Raw genomic sequence first — 19,089 nt, forward strand, 5'->3', positions numbered from 1 at the left:
ACTGGAACCGACCCTCGATGCCGAAACCTGCCATTGCGCTCGACTTATTATTGCTGCCGACCTGGCTGGTACCCGTCGAACCTGCAGGCGTTGTGCTCAAGGAGCACGGCCTGGGCATCCGCGACGGTCGCATCGTGTTTATCGGCCCGCGCGCCGAAGCATTGAAGTGTAACGCCACGGAAATCCGCGAACTGCCGGATGTGTTGCTGGCTCCGGGCCTGATCAATGCGCACGGCCACGCAGCGATGACCCTGTTCCGCGGCCTGGCCGATGATCTGCCGCTGATGACCTGGCTGGAAAACCACATCTGGCCGGCCGAGGCCAAGTGGGTCGATGAAGACTTCGTTCGTGACGGCACTGATCTGGCCATTGCCGAGCAGATCAAGGGCGGCATCACTTGTTTCTCGGACATGTATTTCTTCCCGAAAGTCGCCAGCGAGCGCGTGCACAACAGCGGCATTCGCGCGCAGATCGCCATTCCGATCCTTGATTTCCCGATCCCGGGCGCCAGTAGCGCCGATGAAGCCATTCGTCAGGGCGTCGAACTGTTCGGCGATCTGAAGCATCACGAACGCATCAAGATCACCTTCGGCCCCCATGCACCGTACACCGTCGGCGACGAAAACCTCGAGAAAATCCGCGTGATTGCCGAGGAGTTGGACGCCTCGATCCACATGCATGTCCATGAAACCGCGTTCGAAGTTCAGCAGTCACTGGAGCAGCGCGGCGAACGTCCGCTGGCCCGCCTCGGTCGTCTTGGCCTGCTCGGCCCGCGCTTCCAGGCCGTGCACATGACCCAGATCAGCGATGATGACCTGGCGTTGCTGGTAGAAAGCAACACCAGCGTGATCCATTGCCCGGAATCCAACCTGAAACTCGCCAGCGGCTTCTGCCCGGTCGAGCGTTTGTGGCAGGCTGGGGTAAATGTCGCGGTCGGCACCGATGGCGCCGCCAGCAATAACGATCTCGACCTGCTCGGCGAAACCCGCACCGCCGCGCTGCTGGCCAAAGCCGTCGCCGGCTCCGCCACCGCGCTGGACGCCCATCGGGCGCTGCGCATGGCCACCCTGAATGGCGCGCGGGCACTGGGGATCGAAACGCAAGTTGGCTCGCTGGAGATCGGCAAAGCCGCCGACATCGTCGCTTTCGACCTGTCCGGTCTGGCGCAGCAACCGGTGTATGACCCGGTTTCGCAGCTTATATACGCCACCGGCCGCGACTGCGTGAAGCATCTGTGGGTCGCTGGCAAACAACTGCTCGACGACCGCCGCCTGACGCGACTGGACGAAGCACAACTGGGCGCCACCGCCCGTGCTTGGGGCCAGCGCATCAGCGGCCACAAAGAATCGTAAAAACCCCGGAACACACTCCGGGGTTACAGCCCTTCTTCAAGTTTCAGAGGATTTAACATGAGCAACGTCGACCACGCCGAAATCGCCAAATTCGAAGCCCTGGCCCATCGCTGGTGGGATCGTGAAAGCGAGTTCAAACCACTGCACGACATCAATCCGCTGCGGGTCAACTGGATTGACGAGCGGGTCAATCTGGCCGGCAAGAAAGTCCTCGACGTCGGTTGCGGCGGCGGCATCCTCAGCGAAGCCATGGCCCAGCGCGGCGCAACGGTGATGGGCATCGACATGGGCGAAGCGCCGCTGGCGGTCGCGCAACTGCATCAGCTGGAATCCGGCGTCAACGTCGAATACCGCCAGATCACTGCCGAAGACCTCGCGGAAGAAATGCCTGAGCAGTTCGACGTGGTGACTTGCCTGGAAATGCTCGAGCACGTACCGGATCCATCGTCGGTCATCCGCGCCTGCTTCCGCATGGTCAAGCCCGGCGGCCAAGTGTTCTTCTCGACCATCAACCGCAACCCGAAGGCCTACCTGTTCGCCATCATCGGCGCTGAATACATCATGAAGCTGCTGCCGCGCGGCACCCACGACTTCAAGAAATTCATTCGCCCGTCCGAGCTCGGCGCGTGGAGCCGCATGGCCGGCCTGACCGTCAAGGACATCATCGGCCTGACCTACAACCCGCTGACCAAGCACTACAAGCTGGCCAATGACGTTGACGTCAACTACATGATCCAGACCCTGCGCGAGGAGTAAGCCGATGGCCATCAGAGCAGTTCTCTTCGACATGGACGGCACCCTGCTCGACACGGCGCCGGACTTCATCGCCATCTGCCAGGCGATGCGTGCAGATCGCGGCTTGCCGCCGATCAACGACAAGCACATCCGCGACGAGATTTCCGGCGGTGCCAAGGCGATGGTCGCGGTGACGTTCTCGATGGATCCGGAATCGCCGGGCTTCGAAGAACTGCGCCTGGAGTTTCTTGAGCGCTATCTGGTCGGTTGCGCCGTACACAGCAAACTGTTCGACGGCATGGGTGAACTGCTCGCCGATATCGAGAAGGCCAATTTGATCTGGGGCGTGGTGACCAACAAGCCGTTGCGTTTCGCCGAGCCGATCATGCAACAACTGGGACTGGCCGAGCGTTCGGCGCTGCTGATCTGCCCGGATCACGTGAAGAACAGCAAACCGGATCCTGAGCCGTTGATCCTTGCGTGCAAGATGCTTGATCTGGATCCGTCGACGGTGCTGTTTGTCGGCGATGATCTGCGTGATATCGAATCGGGGCGCGATGCCGGCACGAAAACCGCGGCGGTGACGTTTGGCTACATCCACCCGGACGACAACCCGCGGCATTGGGGGGCGGACGTGGTGGTGGATCATCCGTCGGAGTTGCGCAAGGTGCTCGATAGCGCGCTTTGCAGTTGCTGATCAAAGTCAAAAGATCGCAGCCTGCGGCAGCTCCTACAGGACAGTGACTATCTGCAGGAGCTGCCGCAGGCTGCGATCTTTTAGCTATTAATGGATTGTGAGGTTTTTATGTTTGATTACTCCGCTCGTCCCGAATTGCTCAAGGATCGGGTCATTCTGGTCACCGGTGCCGGTCGTGGCATTGGCGCGGCGGCCGCGAAAACCTACGCCGCTCATGGCGCTACGGTATTGCTGCTGGGCAAAACCGAAGCCAATCTGACCCAGGTCTACGACGAGATCGAAGCCGCCGGCCATCCGCAACCGGCAGTGATTCCGTTCAACCTCGAAACCGCCCTGCCCCACCAGTACGATGAGCTGGCCGCGATGATCGAGAGCGAATTCGGCCACCTCGACGGATTGCTGCACAACGCTTCGATCATCGGCCCACGCACGCCGATCGAGCAGTTGTCCGGTGAAAACTTCATGCGCGTCATGCAGGTCAACGTCAACGCCATGTTCATGCTGACCAGCACTCTGCTGCCGCTGCTCAAGCTGTCGCAGGATGCATCGGTGGTGTTCACTTCCAGCAGCGTCGGGCGCAAGGGTCGGGCGTACTGGGGCGCCTATGGCGTGTCGAAGTTCGCCACCGAAGGCCTGATGCAAACCCTGGCCGATGAAGTCGACGGTGTGGCGCCAGTACGCTCGAACAGCATCAACCCCGGCGGTACGCGCACCAGCATGCGTGCTCAGGCCTATCCGGGGGAAAACCCGCTGAACAATCCGACGCCGGAAGAAATCATGCCGGTCTACCTGTACCTGATGGGCCCGGACAGCACCGGCATCAACGGCCAGGCATTCAACGCGCAATAACTGCCATACGTCGCATTTGTTGCCGCGGCAGATTCCTGTCGCGGCATGCATTTGCCGCTGATGACTGTCATATTTCAGTCAATTTTCCAGCGCATCCATCCCTCATCACCAGCCAACTCATTGATTCAAAACGGTTTAAATAAAACCGAACCGAATGGCACGACTTTCGCTCTAATTTCTCTCAAAACAAGCCACGTGAAGGCAATGGGGCGAGCCCGATTTCGATAGCTTACTAATCGTCATCCGGCAGACTAGACTTACGCCAAACGTCCTACGGGACTGATGGATCAGTACGACGCGCAGCCCATAGCCGCTCTCACCCAGCCTGTAAGACAGACTTACTGCTAAGGGTTCACGCCATATGAAATCACCCTCCCAGACCAATGCAATTGACTTTGACAGTGCCAAATTGCAACGCCTGGGCTTTGGTCAACTGCCGCCCCTTCTGGAGCGACCGGCCAATCTGGCGCAATTGCGTCAGCAAATGAGCCTGCAGCTGCAAACCAGTCTTGAGCCGCAACGCATCCTCGGCCTGTTTTTCCGCGAAGTTCAGCGCCTTGTACCGCTGGACGCGCTGAGCTACGTGCACCAGGGCAGCGATCTGCGCCTGGAATTCGGTACCCGCGGCCACCATTCGATCAGCTATAGCCTGAGCCACGAAGGCGAGCATATGGGCGAACTGGTGTTCCGTCGCAATCAGCGCTTCAACGAACAGGATCAGGGCAACCTTGAATCACTGTTGTCGTCGCTGCTGTACCCGATGCGCAATGCCCTGCTCTACCGCGCCGCCACGCAGAGCGCCCTGCGTGATCCGCTGACCGGCGCCGGTAACCGCATCGCCATGGAGCAGACCTTGCAGCGCGAGATCGACATGTCGCGTCGGCATGTGCAGCCGCTCTCGGTGCTGATGCTCGACATCGATCACTTCAAACGGGTCAACGACAGCCACGGCCACAGCGCCGGCGACGACGTACTTAAAGCCATCGCGGCGACCATCAAGGCGCAGTTGCGCAACGTCGACATGGTATTTCGTTACGGTGGCGAAGAGTTTCTGGTGCTGCTGTCCAATACCGGCCGGGATGCGGCCGCAATGGTCGGCGAACGGCTGCGCTATGCGACGCAGGCGGCTGAATACTATGCGGACGGGCAGTTAATCGAATTGACTGTGAGCCTGGGATGCTCGACGTTGTTGCCGGGCGAATCGGCCGACAGCTTGCTGCGCCGGGCTGACAGTGCGCTGTACGTGGCCAAGCGTGAAGGGCGTAACCGATTGGCGATGGCAGGCTAAGTCCTTCCAAACGATACAAAACAGTGTGGGAGCGAGCTTGCTCGCGAATGCAATCTGACATTCAACCATGAGTTGACTGACGGACCGCTTTCGCGAGCAGGCTCGCTCCCACATTAGTTTCATGTAGCCGGTATCAGCTCTCGACTACCGCCCTGCGCTCTCGGTTGACCAACAAGCGCTCCGACGTTTCCAGTTGCATGCAACGCTCCAGAAACAGGTACATGTAGTCGTAGCTCTTGCACACTGCCTGACGCAGTTCTTCCTGCAAAGCCTTGGTCGGGTTCATCCCGGCCAGGGTGCAGATGATTTCCAGCGCCTCCCAAGGGTGAGCATCGTCATACTGGGCGTGCATCTTCAGCCACTTCATTGCACGCTTGCGGTCTTCTTCAGGAAACGCCGCCGCGTAAACTCCCGTCGAACAAACCAGCGCCGACCACTCCCCGGTCGCGCCCTCGATGGCGTAGTTGGTGGCGGCGATAGCCACGATCAGCGAATCGGCCGAACTGGTGTGCCAGCACCAGTGACTCAGGGCATGCAGTTCCGGTGGCACATGTTGGGCCTGGAGATCTTCAAGACTGACGCAATGGGCACGACTCCAATGCACCCAGTAATCAGCGTGATTGAGTTCAACGCGGATATTGCGCATCAGCCAGCGCCGCGCCATGTCTTCTCCGGGGTGGCGGGCAAACCGGGTTTTGGTGAGATTCTGCGCCATGTACAACGCGAACTGCTCAACCACTGGCCAGCCGCCAATCAGGTACTGACGCATGGTTCTGGCACTGAGCTTGTTATCCCGCATGCGCATATACAACTCATGTTCGACAACCCGGCGCTTGCTCTCGCTGCAATCCTCAATGAGCTGTTGCGCCCAGGCAGGATAACTTGCAGCTTCCATGAGTGGTCCGGTTCGGTTGAATGTGTCGATCACTGTTCGGCTCCTTTTGATTTGTGATTGTAAGGATCGGCGAGAGACTTCAACGGAACGTGCCAGGCGCTTTGAATAACAGCGGCTGCGGTCTGGCGGGCCGACTTTGCAAACTGTCACAGGTAAACAACTGTGGGCGTTCTATAACATAACCCTGAGCGTAGTCCACACCGATTTCAAGCAATGCCTGCTCGATCTGGGTTGTTTCAACAAACTCGGCAATTGTCTGCTTACCCATGACATGCCCGATGTGATTGATCACTTCGACCATTGCGCGGTTAATCGGGTCGTCCAGCATATCCTTTACGAAACTCCCGTCGATCTTCAGGAAGTCTACAGGCAAATGTTTCAGATAAGCGAATGAAGACATTCCGGCACAAAAGTCATCAAGTGAGAAATAACAACCTAAGCCTTTGAGTTCATTAATAAATCTAATTGCACTCCCCAAGTTTGAAATTGCACTGGTCTCGGTAATTTCAAAACAAATCATTTCAGGCGGTATCGCATAGTTAACAAACTGCTCACGCAGAAAGTGCAAAAACGCGTCATCTCCTATAGTAATGCCTGACAGATTAATCGCACACATCGCTAATGGCCGTTTATGCTCTTGCGCAATACATTGAGCAATAACCTTAAATACGTTCTGAACTACCCAGCGGTCCAGTTGACTCATCAAACCATAGCGTTCGGCGGCTGGAATGAAACTGTCCGGCAGAATCATCCGCCCGGCTTCATCATGCAGTCGCAGCAGAATCTCGATGTGCCCACCCTTGTTGTCGCCCGGCTTGAGCGGCGCGATTTCCTGGGCGTACAGACAAAAACGGTTTTCTTCCAGCGCCATGTGCAGACGCTGCACCCACGCCATTTCGCCAAAGCGCAGCGACAGTTCGGAATCGTCGGCGTGGTAGACCTGCACCCGGTTGCGGCCCTTCTCCTTGGCCATGTAACAGGCCATATCGGCCGCGCGCAGTGAGGTTTCGAGGGTCGTCGGGATTTGTGCGATATGCACCAGGCCAATGCTCACCGTGGTCAGGAATGGCCGCCCCTTCCAGACAAAATGCAGATTCTGCACCGTCTGGCGCAACGCCTCGGCAATCTTTTCCGCCGCTTCCGGTGCGCAGTTCTCCAGCAAAATGCCGAATTCATCACCGCCAAGGCGCGCCAGCGTATCGCCTTCGCGCAGCCCCGATTGCAACAACGTGCAAATGTGCCGCAACAGCTCATCACCGGCGGCGTGACCACAGGTGTCGTTGACCAGTTTGAATTGATCGAGGTCGAGGAACATCAGCGCATGCCGCCCGGAATGGCGCGTGAGGTTGTGCAGCGCCTGCTCCAGGCGATATTCAAACTCGCGGCGGTTGGCCAGCCCGGTCAGCGCATCATGGGTCGCCTGCCACGACAGATTGGCGATGTATTGCCGCTCCTGAGTCATGTCGTGCAGCACCAGCACCGTGCCGCTGACCTTGCCGGCATTGCGGATCGGCGCGCCGACCAGCGTTACCGACAACGTTGTGCCATCGAGGCGCTGGATCAGTTTCGAATGCTCGCTACCGCCGCTGAGTTTGCCGCTGAGAATGTGCTCGATCAGCGTCAGGCCTTCGGCCTGAGCGTTGTCGTCGAGCAAATTGAACAGCGCGGCCAGCGGCAGGCCGGCCGCCTGCTCGGCCTTCCAGTGAGTCATGGATTCGGCGGCAGGGTTCATGTAATCGATGGCACCGCTGACATCGGTGGTGATGACGCCATCACCGATCGAATGCAAGGTGACGTGCGCCCGATCCTTCTCCAGTTGCAGCGCCTCGGCAAAGGCATGACGCTGCTTGAGCAGTTTGTGTGTGCGCCACAAGGCCAGCACGATCAACCCAAGTGCCGTGGCCAGGTTGGTAAACAGCAGCAGACGCATGATCATCCGCGAGCCTTCGCCTAAAGCATCGCTGAAGGCTTTCGCCGCCGGGGTGACGCCATCATTGATGGCGAAAATCCGCGCCTTCCAGCGCTGGACATCGGCACTGTTGGCGGTGTTCTGCGAGATGCTGCGGTGCATCTCCTGCGCCACGTCATCCAACTCGACCAGATAGGCGTCACCGACCGTCCAGCGATCAATGGCAGTTTCCAGATAACTGAAATGGCGGAAGTTGAGGTACAGCCAGATCAGGCTGGAGACGTCATCCGGGTGGTTGCCGCCCTTGAGAATACCTTCGCGCGCTGCGGCCAGGTCCGGCGGTTGATGATCCAGCGCCAGGCGCAACTGATGCCCGCCTTGTGGCACGGCAATCGCGTTGCGGTATTTGAGGAAAATTGCCTCGTCGCGGCTATCGGCATACAGATTGAGGTAGTAGATCGCGTCTTTCTGGCCCTTGGACCAAAGGCTTTCACCGGCGACATAACCGCGAACGGCCGACAGCACGTAAAGACTCACGCCACCCAATAACGCTTGAAACAACACGACGGCAATAAATGGCCAGACGATGCCCAACAACCGTGGCGTTCCGAGAGTCCGCTTTTGCTTCATGAGATCCCTTGCGCAAGCACTGCCAGATGAACACCGGAAAATCCCGCTCCTGACAGCTCAGCCTAGGCTAATTTTCGACAAGTCAAAGGGACAGCTCTGCCGTCCTCTAGGTCGATTGTGCAAATGGCTGGTCTGCTTGAACGTTCCGGTTGAGTTTATTCAATGCAATTCAAGCACTAAGCACAGAAACCGGAACGAAACTCAAGGGCGCTGGATCTGCTGCAGGTGACCATAGAGCTTGGCATACAGGCCACCGTCAGCGATCAGTTGCTGATGATCGCCGTCTTCAGCGACCTGACCACCGTCGAACACCAGCACGCGATCAGCCTGCTTCACCGCCGACAGTCGGTGGGCAATGATCAGCGTGGTGCGGCCATTGAGAAAGCGCGCCATGGCCTGATGCAGGTTGTATTCGGTGGCGGCGTCTAGGGCCGAGGTGGCTTCGTCGAGAATGACAACTTTTGGCTCGGCGAGGATCATCCGCGCGATGGCCAGACGTTGGCGCTGCCCGCCGGACAGGCGCACGCCGGAACGACCGACAATACTGTCCAGACCATTGGGCAAAGCACGGATGGTCGCTTCGAGCTGAGCGATTTCCAGCGCCTGCCAGCACGCTTCGTCACTGCGGGTGCGGCCCATGGTCAGGTTGGCGCGCACGGTATCGTTGAACAACGCCGGGTGCTGCAGCACCACCGCGACGTTTTCCCGTACCGTGTCCAGGCCGATTTCCTGCTGGGTCGAACCGCCGAAACGGATGCTGCCGGACACTGGCGTATACAGCCCGAGCAGCAATTGCACGAGGGTACTTTTGCCACCGCCGCTGGCGCCGACAATCGCGACTTTTTCACCGGGAGCGATCGACAGATTCAGCTGATCCAGCACCAGCTCGTCACCGTAGCCGAAGCTCAGGCCTTGCACCTGAATGCCGACGGTGTCGCGGCCCTTGAACGGATCGACGCCGCCGGGATATTGCGGCTCATCGGCGCGCGCCAGCAGTTCGTTGATCCGCGCCAGCGCCCCGCCCGCCGCGTAGTAGGCGTATTGCAGGTTGAGCAATTGTTCAACCGGGCCGATCATGAACCACAGGTAGCTGAACACCGCGAGCATCTGGCCGATCGACAGGTCGGAGAACAACACCGTGAGCATCGCCGCCGCGCGGAAAATGTCGATGCCGAACTGAAACAACAAGCCGCTGGCGCGGTTGGAAGCGTCGGTTTTCCACTGCGAGTTGACCGCGTAGTTGCGCACTTCCTGCGCACGCAGACCGAGTCGCCCAAGGAAGAAGCCCTGACGGTTGCCGGCACGGATCTCCTGAATCGCATCGAGGGTTTCGCTCAGCGCCTGAGTGAAGCGTGAGGTGCTGTCGTTCTCGAGTTTCTTCAGGTGTTTGACGCGCTTGCCCAACTGCACCGTGGCGTAGATCACCAACGGGTTGAACAGCAGAATCAGCAGCGCCAGTTTCCAGTGCATCCACATCAGGATGCTCGCAGTGCCGACCAGCGTCAGCATCGCCACCAGAAAGCGGCTGAGGGTTTCGCCGACAAATTTGTCGAGGGTATCGAGGTCGGTGACCAGGTGCGTGGTCACCGTGCCGCTACCGAGGCTTTCGTATTCGCCGAGGGAAATGCGCTTGAGGCGTTCGATCAAGCGCACGCGAATGCGGTAAACGATGTCTTTGGCCAAGCGCGCAAACAGGCGCGACTGCAACACGCCAAAGCACAGCGAGCCACAACGCAACGTCAGGGTGACCAACAGCATCAAGCCGATGTAACCCGCCGCCTGCTGCCACATTGTCGGCAGTACATGGTTCATGACTTTCAGTGCCGCATCGCCGTGGCCGAGCAGGACTTCGTCCACCAGCAATGGCAGCAGCAATGGGATCGGCACGCTGCACAACGTCGCCAGCACAGCCACGCCGTTGGCGATCCACAGGGATTTTTTGTGAGTGAGTGCCAGTCGCCGGACTTCTGCCCAGCTCAGCCGGTCGACACGCTTTACGGCTGGCGTGTCATCGGCCCGATCAGACACAGGCCGCACGCTCCAGCCATCGACCCAGTAACGGCGACAGTTCACTGAGCGGTTGGTAGCCGTTGGTCAGCAGGGCCAGTTGGCCGTTGCGCTCGGCCAGCAGGGTCGGAAAACCGGCGATACCGAGATCCTGCACCCAACTGAAATCGGCCTGAGTCGCTTTGTGCTGATCGGCATGATCGAACAACGCAGCGAATTCGATGCGCGGCACGCCGGCCTTTTCTGCCAACTCGACCAGCACGCTGGCCTGGGTGACATCGCGACCTTCAGCGTAAAACGCCTGCTGGATCAGCCCGACCAGTCTCCACGCGCAATCCGGCGCCAGGCTGCGCGCAGTAACGATCGCCCGGCAGGCCGGCTCAGTGTCATAGACAAAACCATCGGGCAACGCACCGTCGAACTTGAACGCCTGACCGGTGGCCTCGGTGACCGCTTGCCAGTGTTCAAGAATATAGCGACGCGTAGTCGGTTCCAGCGCCGAACCGCTGCCGGTACGCAGACCGCCGACCACCAGATGCAATTCAACCCCGGCTGCTTGCGCCTGCTCGACCAATGCCATGGCCACCGGAGCAAATCCCCAGCACCACGAACACATCGGATCCATCACATAGAGCAGGCGCGCAGACATGGTTAAGCCTCGGTGGATGCTTGCTTGTAGTTGTAGCCGATCGGGTGCGGCATGTTGCGCGCCTTGGCCAGTTCGATCTGCTTCTGCCGATCGATGGCGCTGCGGCGGGTTTTCTCGCTCAGCTTGTCCCAGCAATGCGGGCAACTGATGCCGGCGACGTAATGCTCGGAGGCGCGATCTTCAACACTGACCGGTGTGCGGCAGGCATGACATTGATCGTAGTCGCCTTCGCTGAGGTCGTGACGCACGGTCACGCGGTTGTCGAACACGAAGCAGTCGCCCTGCCACTTGGTTTCTTCCTGCGGCACCTCTTCAAGGTACTTCAGGATGCCGCCCTTGAGGTGGTAAACCTCTTCATAGCCTTCGCTGAGCATGTAGCTCGAGGCTTTCTCGCAGCGAATGCCGCCGGTGCAGAACATCGCGACCTTCTTGTGCACGGCCGGATCGAAGTGTTCTTTGATGTAGTCAGGGAATTCACGAAAACTGGTGGTTTTCGGATCGATGGCGCCTTCGAAGGTGCCGATCGACACTTCGTAATCGTTACGCGTGTCAATCAACAGCACTTCCGGGTCGCTGATCAACGCGTTCCAGTCTTGCGGATCAACGTAGGTGCCGACTTTTTTGTTCGGGTCGACGCCTTCGACACCGAGGGTGACGATCTCTTTCTTCAGTTTGACCTTGGTGCGATAGAACGGCTGCTCGTCGCAGTACGACTCTTTGTGATCGATATCGATCATGCGTGGGTCGTTCTTCAGCCAGGCGAGCAGGCCATCAATGCCTTCGCGGCTGCCGGACACCGTGCCGTTGATGCCTTCTTCGGCGATCAGCAGGGTGCCTTTGATCTGGTTGTCGACCATCGCTTGCAGCAGGGGCTCGCGCAGGTCAACGTAATCTTCGAGGGTGACGAACTTATACAGTGCCGCCACGACAATCGGTTGTGTCATGGGTATTTCTCCAGGTGGCTACCCTCGCAAAGGGTGAACCGGATTCAAAAAAAAACGCGCCGGGTAAGCGGCGCGTTGCGGATTCTAGCAAAAAAGCAGCTTCAAGCGGCGAGCTTCAAGCGACAAGCCAAGAACACTCGCCTTTAACTTGCAGCTTGCCGCTTCAAGCTTGCGGCTGCCGTCCTCCGGCACAGGTCGGTGACGCCGGGGCGGCGCCGATCTCTGCCCATTCCTGCGGGGTGTAGGTGTGCAGCGCCAACGCATGGAACTCGCCCATCAGCTCGCCGAGCGTGCCGTAGACTTTCTGGTGGCGCTTGACCCGGTTCAGGCCGTCGAACTGCGCGCTGACCACCACAGCCTTGAAGTGGGTCTGCAACCCGCGACTGTGCATGTGGCTTTCGTCCAGCACTTGCAGGTGCTCAGGCTGAAGCAGGGCCAGCGTCGATTCGATGCGTTGTTGCATGGTCATCACGAACTCCGCTTACGGCTTTTTCTTGGCCGGAGCAGCGCCTTTCGGGGCCAGCTCGTTGGTCATGTCTTCCAGCAGTTTGTTGACTACCGGTACCGCGCTTTCCAGTTTGGCCTGGGTCATCTGGGCCGATTGCTGGGTCAGCTGCGGCATTTTTTCCAGGACTTTCTTGCCCAGTGGCGACTTGTAGAACGCAACAAGGTCTTTCAGCTCGGATTCGCTGAAGTTGCTGGTGTAGAGCTTGACCATGTCAGGCTTGAGCTTGTTCCAGCCGATGGCCTGGTCCAGCGCGGCGTTGGCCTTGGCCTGGTAGGTTTCCAGTACGGCTTTCTTGGCTTCCGGGGCTTTGGTCTGTTCAAAACGCTGAGCGAACATTTGCTGCACTTGCATGTACACCGGAGTGCCCAGCTTGTCAGCGTGCGCCAGGGTCAGGAAAGCTTCAGCACTGGCGTTGTGGCTGGCGGTATCGGCAAGCACCTGGCCGCTGGCGCAAACCAGTGCAACCGCGGTGCAGATGGCACGAAGACGAGTCATCGAGTTTCCTTTTCAGCTAGGCGAGGTAAAACCCCAAGGGCGACCATTCTGCGCCTAAAAAACCTCGTGGCTCAACCCCCGAGCCTTGCCGCGCTTGATTGGCGGGGTTTTACCGGTCAACAATCGGCTCGATGGAACCACCCGGGCCGAAGCCGGCCTAAACTGCGCAAACAGACCAACAGGAGTGTGCACGATGAGCCGTATCGAAACCGACAGCCTGGGCCAGATCGAAGTCCCGGACGACGCCTACTGGGGTGCTCAGACGCAACGCTCGCTGATCAACTTCGCCATTGGTCAGGAACGCATGCCGCTGCCGGTATTGCACGCATTGGCCCTGATCAAGAAAGCCGCCGCACGGGTCAACGACCGCAACGGCGACCTGCCCGCCGACATCGCCCGTCTGATCGAACAGGCCGCCGACGAAGTCCTCGATGGCCAGCACGACGACCAGTTTCCGTTGGTGGTCTGGCAGACCGGCAGCGGCACCCAGAGCAACATGAACGTCAACGAAGTGATCGCCGGTCGCGCCAACGAACTGGCCGGCAACCCGCGCGGCGGCAAGACGCCGGTGCACCCCAATGATCACGTCAACCGTTCGCAAAGCTCCAACGACTGCTTCCCCACCGCCATGAGCATCGCCACTGCGCAAGCCGTGCAGGAGCAACTGCTGCCGGCGATTGCCGAGCTGTCCGGTGGTCTCGCCGAACTGGCGGCGCGGCACATGAAACTGGTGAAGACCGGGCGTACGCACATGATGGACGCGACGCCGATCACCTTCGGTCAGGAGTTGTCTGGTTTTATCGCGCAACTGGATTACGCCGAACGCGCTATTCGCGCGGCACTGCCAGCGGTGTGTGAACTGGCGCAGGGCGGCACCGCCGTCGGCACCGGGCTGAATTCGCCACACGGTTTTGGTGAGGCGATTGCTGCAGAACTGGCGGCACTGTCCGGTCTGCCATTCGTCACTGCACCGAACAAGTTTGCCGCCCTCGCCGGCCACGAACCGCTGACCAGCCTCTCCGGCGCGCTGAAAACCCTCGCCGTGGCGCTGATGAAAATCGCCAACGACCTGCGCTTGCTCGGCTCCGGCCCACGCGCCGGTTTTGCCGAAGTGCGCCTTCCGGCGAATGAGCCGGGCAGTTCGATCATGCCGGGCAAGGTCAACCCGACGCAGTGCGAAGCGCTGTCGATGCTGGCCTGTCAGGTGCTGGGCAACGATGTGACGATCGGCATTGCCGCCAGCCAGGGTCACTTGCAGCTGAACGTGTTCAAACCGGTGATCATCCATAACCTGCTGCAATCGATTCGCTTGCTGGCCGATGGTTGCAGTAACTTCCAGCAGCACTGCATCGCAGGGCTTGAGCCGGACGCCGAAGTCATGGCCCGACACCTGGAACGTGGGCTGATGCTGGTGACGGCGTTGAATCCGCACATTGGTTATGACAAATCAGCGGAGATTGCCAAGAAGGCTTACAGCGAAGGGCTGACCTTGCGTGAGGCGGCGTTGGCGTTGGGCTATCTGACCGACGAAGAGTTTGATGCGTGGGTGCGGCCGGAGAACATGATCGAGGCTGGGGCCAAGGGCTGAGATTTGTAGCGTTTCTTAATAAGTCATCGCGAGCAGGCTCACTCCTACAAGGGAATGCGTTCCAAATGTAGGAGTGAGCCTGCTCGCGATGGCCCTGACGCGGTTAGCCTGCCGCCACCTTCATCCGCCGCGCCTTCAACCCGGCAATCAACGAAGGCCCCAACGCCACCAGCGCGGAGCCCAGTACCACCAGCACCGCCCCGCCATAACCCAACCCATTGATCTGCTCGGCATGCACATATTCCGGCCAGATCCCGGCCGCAATCGCCACCGCGCCAAACGTCACCAACGGCGTAATCGCCAACGTCGCACTGACCCGCGACGCCTCCCAATGCGCCAGCGCCTCAGCGAATGCGCCATAGGCAATCAACGTGTTCATGCAGCACGCCAGCAACAGCCAGCCCTGCAGCGGACTCAGATTCAGCGCTTCGAGCGGGTGTACCCACGGTGTCAGCAACAGCGCGCAGAACAGATAGATCACCATCATCACCTGCAGCGAATTCCACACCGTCAGCAATTGCTTCTGGCCCAGCGCATAGAAGGTCCACACCGTTGACGCCAACAACACCAGCAAAACCCCTGCGGTGTAATCCGACAGCGAGGTCAGCAGCTCGGCCAGGCGCTGATTGAAGAACAACACAAAACCGATCAATAGCACCGCCAAGCCAATCCCCTGGCCGATACTGAAACGTTCCTTGAACACAAACAGACTGGCGATCAACAGCATGATCGGCCCCATTTGCACCACCAGTTGCGCGGTGCCGGGGCTGAGCAGATTGAGCCCCATCAGGTACAGCACATAGTTGCCAACCAACCCGAGCACCGCCATCAGCACCAGCCAGCCGCCCTTGGGACCCAGCACTTTGCGACTAGGCAGACGCTTGACCGCCGCCAGATAGATGAACAGGCAGCCGCCGGACACCAGCAGACGAAACCAGGTCACCGTGACCGGATCCATCACCAGCAACACCTGTTTGAGTTTGATCGGCAGGATGCCCCACAGAAACGCGGTCAGCAGCGCCAGGAACAAGCCGTAGACCCAGCGACCGGATGAAATGTGCATGGAAACCCCAAAACCTGCTGACAAGAGCGCCCATTCTAGGCGCGCCTTAGATCCGCACACAGGGACAGTTAAGGCCAGGACGCGAATGCAACTGTGCAGGTCGCAGCAGTAAATTGACGCGGTGCCGTTGATCGGCTGGGCGGGCGCGCCAAGTACTTCAGACATAAGCTCACTGGATCCCTTTCAGCGTATCAGCCAAGGAGACCGCTCATGTTGGGAATGCGCGCCCAGGACAGCGCCCCCGCCATGCGCTTTCGCAGCGACCGGGTGTGTCGGGTCAATGGTGAACTGTATTTCAGTACTCGGGAAAATACCCTTGAAGGGCCGTTTGACAGTGCCGAGCAGATTGAAAAAGAAATCCAGGCTTACATCGCGCGGATGCAAGGACTGGATTCCAGTCGTTAAGCGGTGGTGATCCAATCGCTGGCAAGCCAGCTCCCACAGGATTAGTGGCATACGCAATTTGTGCGACCGCTACGATACCTGTGGGAGCTGGCTTGCCAGCGATAGCAATGGAACAGACAACAAAAATGCTCTGGCTTAGCGCACTGCCTCAAACAACCCCGTCGCGCCCATCCCGCCACCCACACACATCGTTACGATCCCATAACGCAAATTACGCCGCTGCAACTCGCGCACCAGATGCCCGACCTGCCGCGATCCGGTCATGCCAAACGGGTGACCAATGGAAATCGAGCCGCCGTTGACGTTGTACTTTTCGTTATCGATCTCCAGCCGATCCCGGCTATATAGGCACTGCGACGCGAACGCCTCGTTCAGCTCCCACAAGTCGATATCCGCCACCTGCAAGCCCTTGGCCTTGAGCAATTTCGGCACCGAGAACACCGGGCCGATGCCCATTTCGTCCGGCTCGCAACCGGCCACGGTAAAACCACGGAAAAACGCTTTCGGTTTGAGGCCCAGTTGCAGGGCTTTTTCCAGGCTCATCACCAAGGTCATCGAGGCACCGTCGGACAGTTGCGACGAGTTGCCCGCCGTTACCGAACCGTCCTCGGCGAACACCGGCTTCAGCCCGGCGAGGCTTTCATAAGTAGTGTCGGGGCGGTTGCAATCGTCGCGATCCACCACGCCATCGAGAATCTGCACTTCACCGGTGTTTTTGTCCTCGACGCGATACTTCACCGCCATCGGCACGATTTCATCGTTGAACAGCCCCGCCGCCTGAGCTTGTGCGGTGCGAATCTGACTTTGCAGCGAATAACGATCCTGCGCTTCACGGCTGACGCCATAACGCCGAGCCACCACTTCGGCGGTCTGGCCCATCGTGTAATAGATGCCTGGCGTCTGCTGTTTGAGCAGCGGGTTGATCAGGTGATCGGTGTTGACGCTTTTCATCGTCAGGCTGATCGACTCGACGCCGCCGGCAACGATGATATCGCTGCAACCCGAGGCAATCTGGTTGGCGGCAATCGCAATCGCCTGCAAGCCTGAGGAGCAAAAACGGTTGAGAGTCATGCCGGCAGTGCCGGTGCCCAGACGCGACAGCACCGCGACGTTACGGCCGATGTTGTAGCCCTGCGCGCCTTCGTTGGAGCCTGCACCAACGATGCAATCCTCGACGCTGGCCGGGTCGATGTCGTTGCGCTCAAGCAGGGCGTTGACGCAATGAGCCGCCATGTCATCGGGACGGGTCTGGTTGAACTTGCCGCGAAAGGATTTGGCCAGGCCGGTCCGCACGCTATCGACGATCACCACTTCACGCATGGCATACCTCATTGTTGTAGTCAGTTGAGAGTGGACCGAGCATAAGTCCACCGCATCAACCACCGCGACAATCATTCACCCCGCGTATGCGCGTGTATCGGTTCAGTCCTTGTGTTTCTTCGCACGCTTGTCGGATTCCTCGAAAGCGTCTTCGAGTGCGCGGTTAATCGTGCGCAGCACCTTGACCCGCGCCCAGCGCTTGTCATTGGCTTCGACCAGCGTCCATGGCGAGATCTCCGAGCTGGTGCGGTCGACCATATCGCCCACGGCGGCCCGATAGGCGTCCCACTTGTCGCGATTGCGCCAGTCGTCTTCGGTGATCTTGAAACGCTTGAACGGGATCTCTTCGCGCGCCTGAAAACGCTCCATCTGCGTGTCCTTGTCGATGGCCAGCCAGAACTTGACCACGATCACTCCGGCGTCGGCCAGTTGCTCTTCAAAGTCGTTGATCTCGCCATAGGCGCGCAGCCAGTCGGCCGGCGTGCAGAAACCCTCGACGCGCTCGACCAAGACCCGGCCGTACCAGGAGCGGTCGAACACGGTGAACTTGCCGCGCGCCGGAATGTGCCGCCAGAAACGCCACAGGTACGGCTGCGCGCGCTCCTCTTCAGTCGGCGCGGCAATCGGCACGATGTTGTATTGACGCGGATCGAGCGCCGCCGCGACCCGACGGATCGCCCCGCCCTTGCCCGCCGCATCGTTGCCTTCGAATACCGCGATCAGTGCGTGGCGACGCATACGTTTGTCACGCATCAACCCGGACAGGCGCGCCTGCTCGGTGATCAGTTGTTCTTCGTAGTCTTTCTTCTCCAGGCGCTGGGTCAGGTCGAGGCTGTCGAGCAGGTTCAACTGATCGACCGGCGTGCCCAGCGGCGCGGCGCTGACATCGTGGGGATGTACGTCCGGACGCTTCAGCGCATTTTGCAAACCTTCGAGGAGGATCTTGCCAACCGCCAGGCTGCGGTAGTTGGCGTCGGCGCCTTCGATCACATGCCACGGCGCGTAATCACGGCTGGTACGGCGCAGCACGCGCTCGCCGTATTTGACGAACTTGTCGTAGGTCTCCGACTGCTGCCAGTCCAGCGGGCTGATGCGCCAGCTGTGCAGTGGATCATCCGCCAGCGCCTTGAGTCGCGCCTTCATCTGTTTCTTGGACAGGTGAAACCAGAACTTGAAGATCAGCGCGCCTTCATCGCAGAGCATCTTTTCCAGACGCTCGGCGCCGGCAATCGCCTGATCCAGACGCGGATCCTTGAACAAGCCGTGCACCCTGCCCTGCAGCATCTGGCTGTACCAGTTGCCAAAGAAAATCCCCATGCGCCCCTTGGCCGGGAGCATCCGCCAGTAGCGCCACGCCGGTGGCCGCGACAATTCCTCATCAGTCTGCTGATCGAAGGTGCGCACCTCGATCAGGCGCGGGTCCATCCACTCGTTGAGCAATTTGACCGTCTCGCCCTTGCCCGCACCCTCGATGCCGTTGATCAGAATGATCACCGGGAAACGCTTCTGCTGCTGCAATTCGAACTGAGCTTCGAGCAAGGCTTCACGCAGTGCCGGGACGGCCGCCTCATAGGTGTCTTTGTCGATGGCGTGACCGATTTCAGCGGATTCAAACATAGGACGGCTCCTTCCAGGATTCAGCAAGACTAGCGGATTGGGCACAGCAGCGGCGCAGAAATTCCCGCGGGTGGCGGATTGTCCGCCAGTCTCGGCGACAAGCCTTGCCATGGATCAAGCAACGCCTGCGCGATCGGC

At 59.4% G+C, this 19,089-nt stretch carries 17 protein-coding genes; 7 read left to right on the forward strand and 10 right to left on the reverse strand.

Annotation, left to right across the window (positions count from 1 at the left end; genetic code table 11):
* The first annotated feature begins 17 nt into the window (after positions 1-17).
* The 5 genes from ACW9IR_RS01280 to ACW9IR_RS01300 all read left to right on the forward strand — a co-directional run bounded on the left by ACW9IR_RS01280 (position 18) and on the right by ACW9IR_RS01300 (position 4,921).
* A complete protein-coding gene (locus ACW9IR_RS01280) occupies positions 18-1,352 on the forward strand; it encodes a TRZ/ATZ family hydrolase (protein ID WP_457461288.1) in 1,335 nt (444 codons plus the stop codon).
* Positions 1,353-1,409: 57 nt separating this feature from the next.
* A complete protein-coding gene (ubiG, locus tag ACW9IR_RS01285) occupies positions 1,410-2,108 on the forward strand; it encodes a bifunctional 2-polyprenyl-6-hydroxyphenol methylase/3-demethylubiquinol 3-O-methyltransferase UbiG (protein WP_016986963.1) in 699 nt (232 codons plus the stop codon).
* Between the two features lie 4 nt (positions 2,109-2,112).
* Positions 2,113-2,784, forward strand: a complete 672-nt coding sequence (gene mupP, locus ACW9IR_RS01290; protein WP_038364376.1) for an N-acetylmuramic acid 6-phosphate phosphatase MupP — start codon at positions 2,113-2,115, stop codon at positions 2,782-2,784.
* 108 nt (positions 2,785-2,892) lie between these two features.
* Complete coding sequence (locus ACW9IR_RS01295; RefSeq protein WP_085710824.1) at positions 2,893-3,633, forward strand: YciK family oxidoreductase; 741 nt, start codon at positions 2,893-2,895, stop codon at positions 3,631-3,633.
* 361 nt (positions 3,634-3,994) lie between these two features.
* Positions 3,995-4,921: a GGDEF domain-containing protein gene (locus ACW9IR_RS01300; RefSeq protein WP_095120525.1), complete on the forward strand. Its 927-nt coding sequence runs from the start codon at positions 3,995-3,997 to the stop codon at positions 4,919-4,921.
* Between the two features lie 133 nt (positions 4,922-5,054).
* On the opposite strand, the gene ACW9IR_RS01305 is transcribed toward ACW9IR_RS01300, so the two are convergent.
* The 7 genes from ACW9IR_RS01305 to ACW9IR_RS01335 form a co-directional block, all read right to left on the reverse strand.
* Complete coding sequence (locus ACW9IR_RS01305) at positions 5,055-5,816, reverse strand: TenA family transcriptional regulator (RefSeq protein ID WP_457461292.1); 762 nt, start codon at positions 5,814-5,816, stop codon at positions 5,055-5,057.
* A 79-nt stretch (positions 5,817-5,895) separates the two neighbouring features.
* Positions 5,896-8,355 (reverse strand): EAL domain-containing protein, encoded by a 2,460-nt coding sequence (locus ACW9IR_RS01310; protein ID WP_150811740.1) that lies wholly within the window; start codon positions 8,353-8,355, stop codon positions 5,896-5,898.
* Positions 8,356-8,556: 201 nt separating this feature from the next.
* A complete protein-coding gene (locus ACW9IR_RS01315) occupies positions 8,557-10,383 on the reverse strand; it encodes an ABC transporter ATP-binding protein (protein WP_186613812.1) in 1,827 nt (608 codons plus the stop codon).
* The gene (locus ACW9IR_RS01320; RefSeq protein WP_457461390.1) at positions 10,376-10,978 is read right to left on the reverse strand and encodes a DsbA family protein; all 603 of its coding nucleotides are present in this window, start codon (positions 10,976-10,978) and stop codon (positions 10,376-10,378) included. Before ACW9IR_RS01320 ends, ACW9IR_RS01315 begins: the two co-directional genes overlap by 8 nt.
* Positions 10,979-11,013: 35 nt before the next feature.
* Positions 11,014-11,955 (reverse strand): oxygen-dependent tRNA uridine(34) hydroxylase TrhO, encoded by a 942-nt coding sequence (gene trhO, locus ACW9IR_RS01325; protein ID WP_038364391.1) that lies wholly within the window; start codon positions 11,953-11,955, stop codon positions 11,014-11,016.
* 163 nt (positions 11,956-12,118) lie between these two features.
* Positions 12,119-12,424, reverse strand: a complete 306-nt coding sequence (locus tag ACW9IR_RS01330; RefSeq protein ID WP_034155304.1) for a BolA family protein — start codon at positions 12,422-12,424, stop codon at positions 12,119-12,121.
* Positions 12,425-12,436: 12 nt separating this feature from the next.
* The gene (locus ACW9IR_RS01335; protein ID WP_102899986.1) at positions 12,437-12,958 is read right to left on the reverse strand and encodes a DUF2059 domain-containing protein; all 522 of its coding nucleotides are present in this window, start codon (positions 12,956-12,958) and stop codon (positions 12,437-12,439) included.
* A gap of 193 nt (positions 12,959-13,151) precedes the next feature.
* Here ACW9IR_RS01335 and ACW9IR_RS01340 point away from each other — a divergent pair, with 193 nt between their 5' ends.
* The gene (locus tag ACW9IR_RS01340; RefSeq protein WP_007908383.1) at positions 13,152-14,546 is read left to right on the forward strand and encodes a class II fumarate hydratase; all 1,395 of its coding nucleotides are present in this window, start codon (positions 13,152-13,154) and stop codon (positions 14,544-14,546) included.
* Between the two features lie 103 nt (positions 14,547-14,649).
* Here ACW9IR_RS01340 and ACW9IR_RS01345 read toward each other — a convergent pair whose 3' ends face one another.
* Positions 14,650-15,609, reverse strand: coding sequence for a DMT family transporter (locus tag ACW9IR_RS01345; protein WP_457461296.1), 960 nt, complete (start codon positions 15,607-15,609; stop codon positions 14,650-14,652).
* Between the two features lie 210 nt (positions 15,610-15,819).
* Between ACW9IR_RS01345 and ACW9IR_RS01350 the strand changes: the two genes are divergently transcribed.
* On the forward strand, positions 15,820-16,014 hold the full coding sequence (locus ACW9IR_RS01350) for a DUF6316 family protein (protein WP_457461298.1): 195 nt from the start codon (positions 15,820-15,822) through the stop codon (positions 16,012-16,014).
* A gap of 135 nt (positions 16,015-16,149) precedes the next feature.
* On the opposite strand, the gene ACW9IR_RS01355 is transcribed toward ACW9IR_RS01350, so the two are convergent.
* Both ACW9IR_RS01355 and pap read right to left on the reverse strand, forming a co-directional pair.
* Positions 16,150-17,334: a thiolase family protein gene (locus tag ACW9IR_RS01355; protein WP_457461300.1), complete on the reverse strand. Its 1,185-nt coding sequence runs from the start codon at positions 17,332-17,334 to the stop codon at positions 16,150-16,152.
* A gap of 102 nt (positions 17,335-17,436) precedes the next feature.
* Positions 17,437-18,951 (reverse strand): polyphosphate:AMP phosphotransferase, encoded by a 1,515-nt coding sequence (gene pap, locus ACW9IR_RS01360; protein WP_457461302.1) that lies wholly within the window; start codon positions 18,949-18,951, stop codon positions 17,437-17,439.
* Positions 18,952-19,089: the final 138 nt, after the last annotated feature.

Source organism: Pseudomonas sp. SDT291_1_S447, from assembly GCF_054070155.1.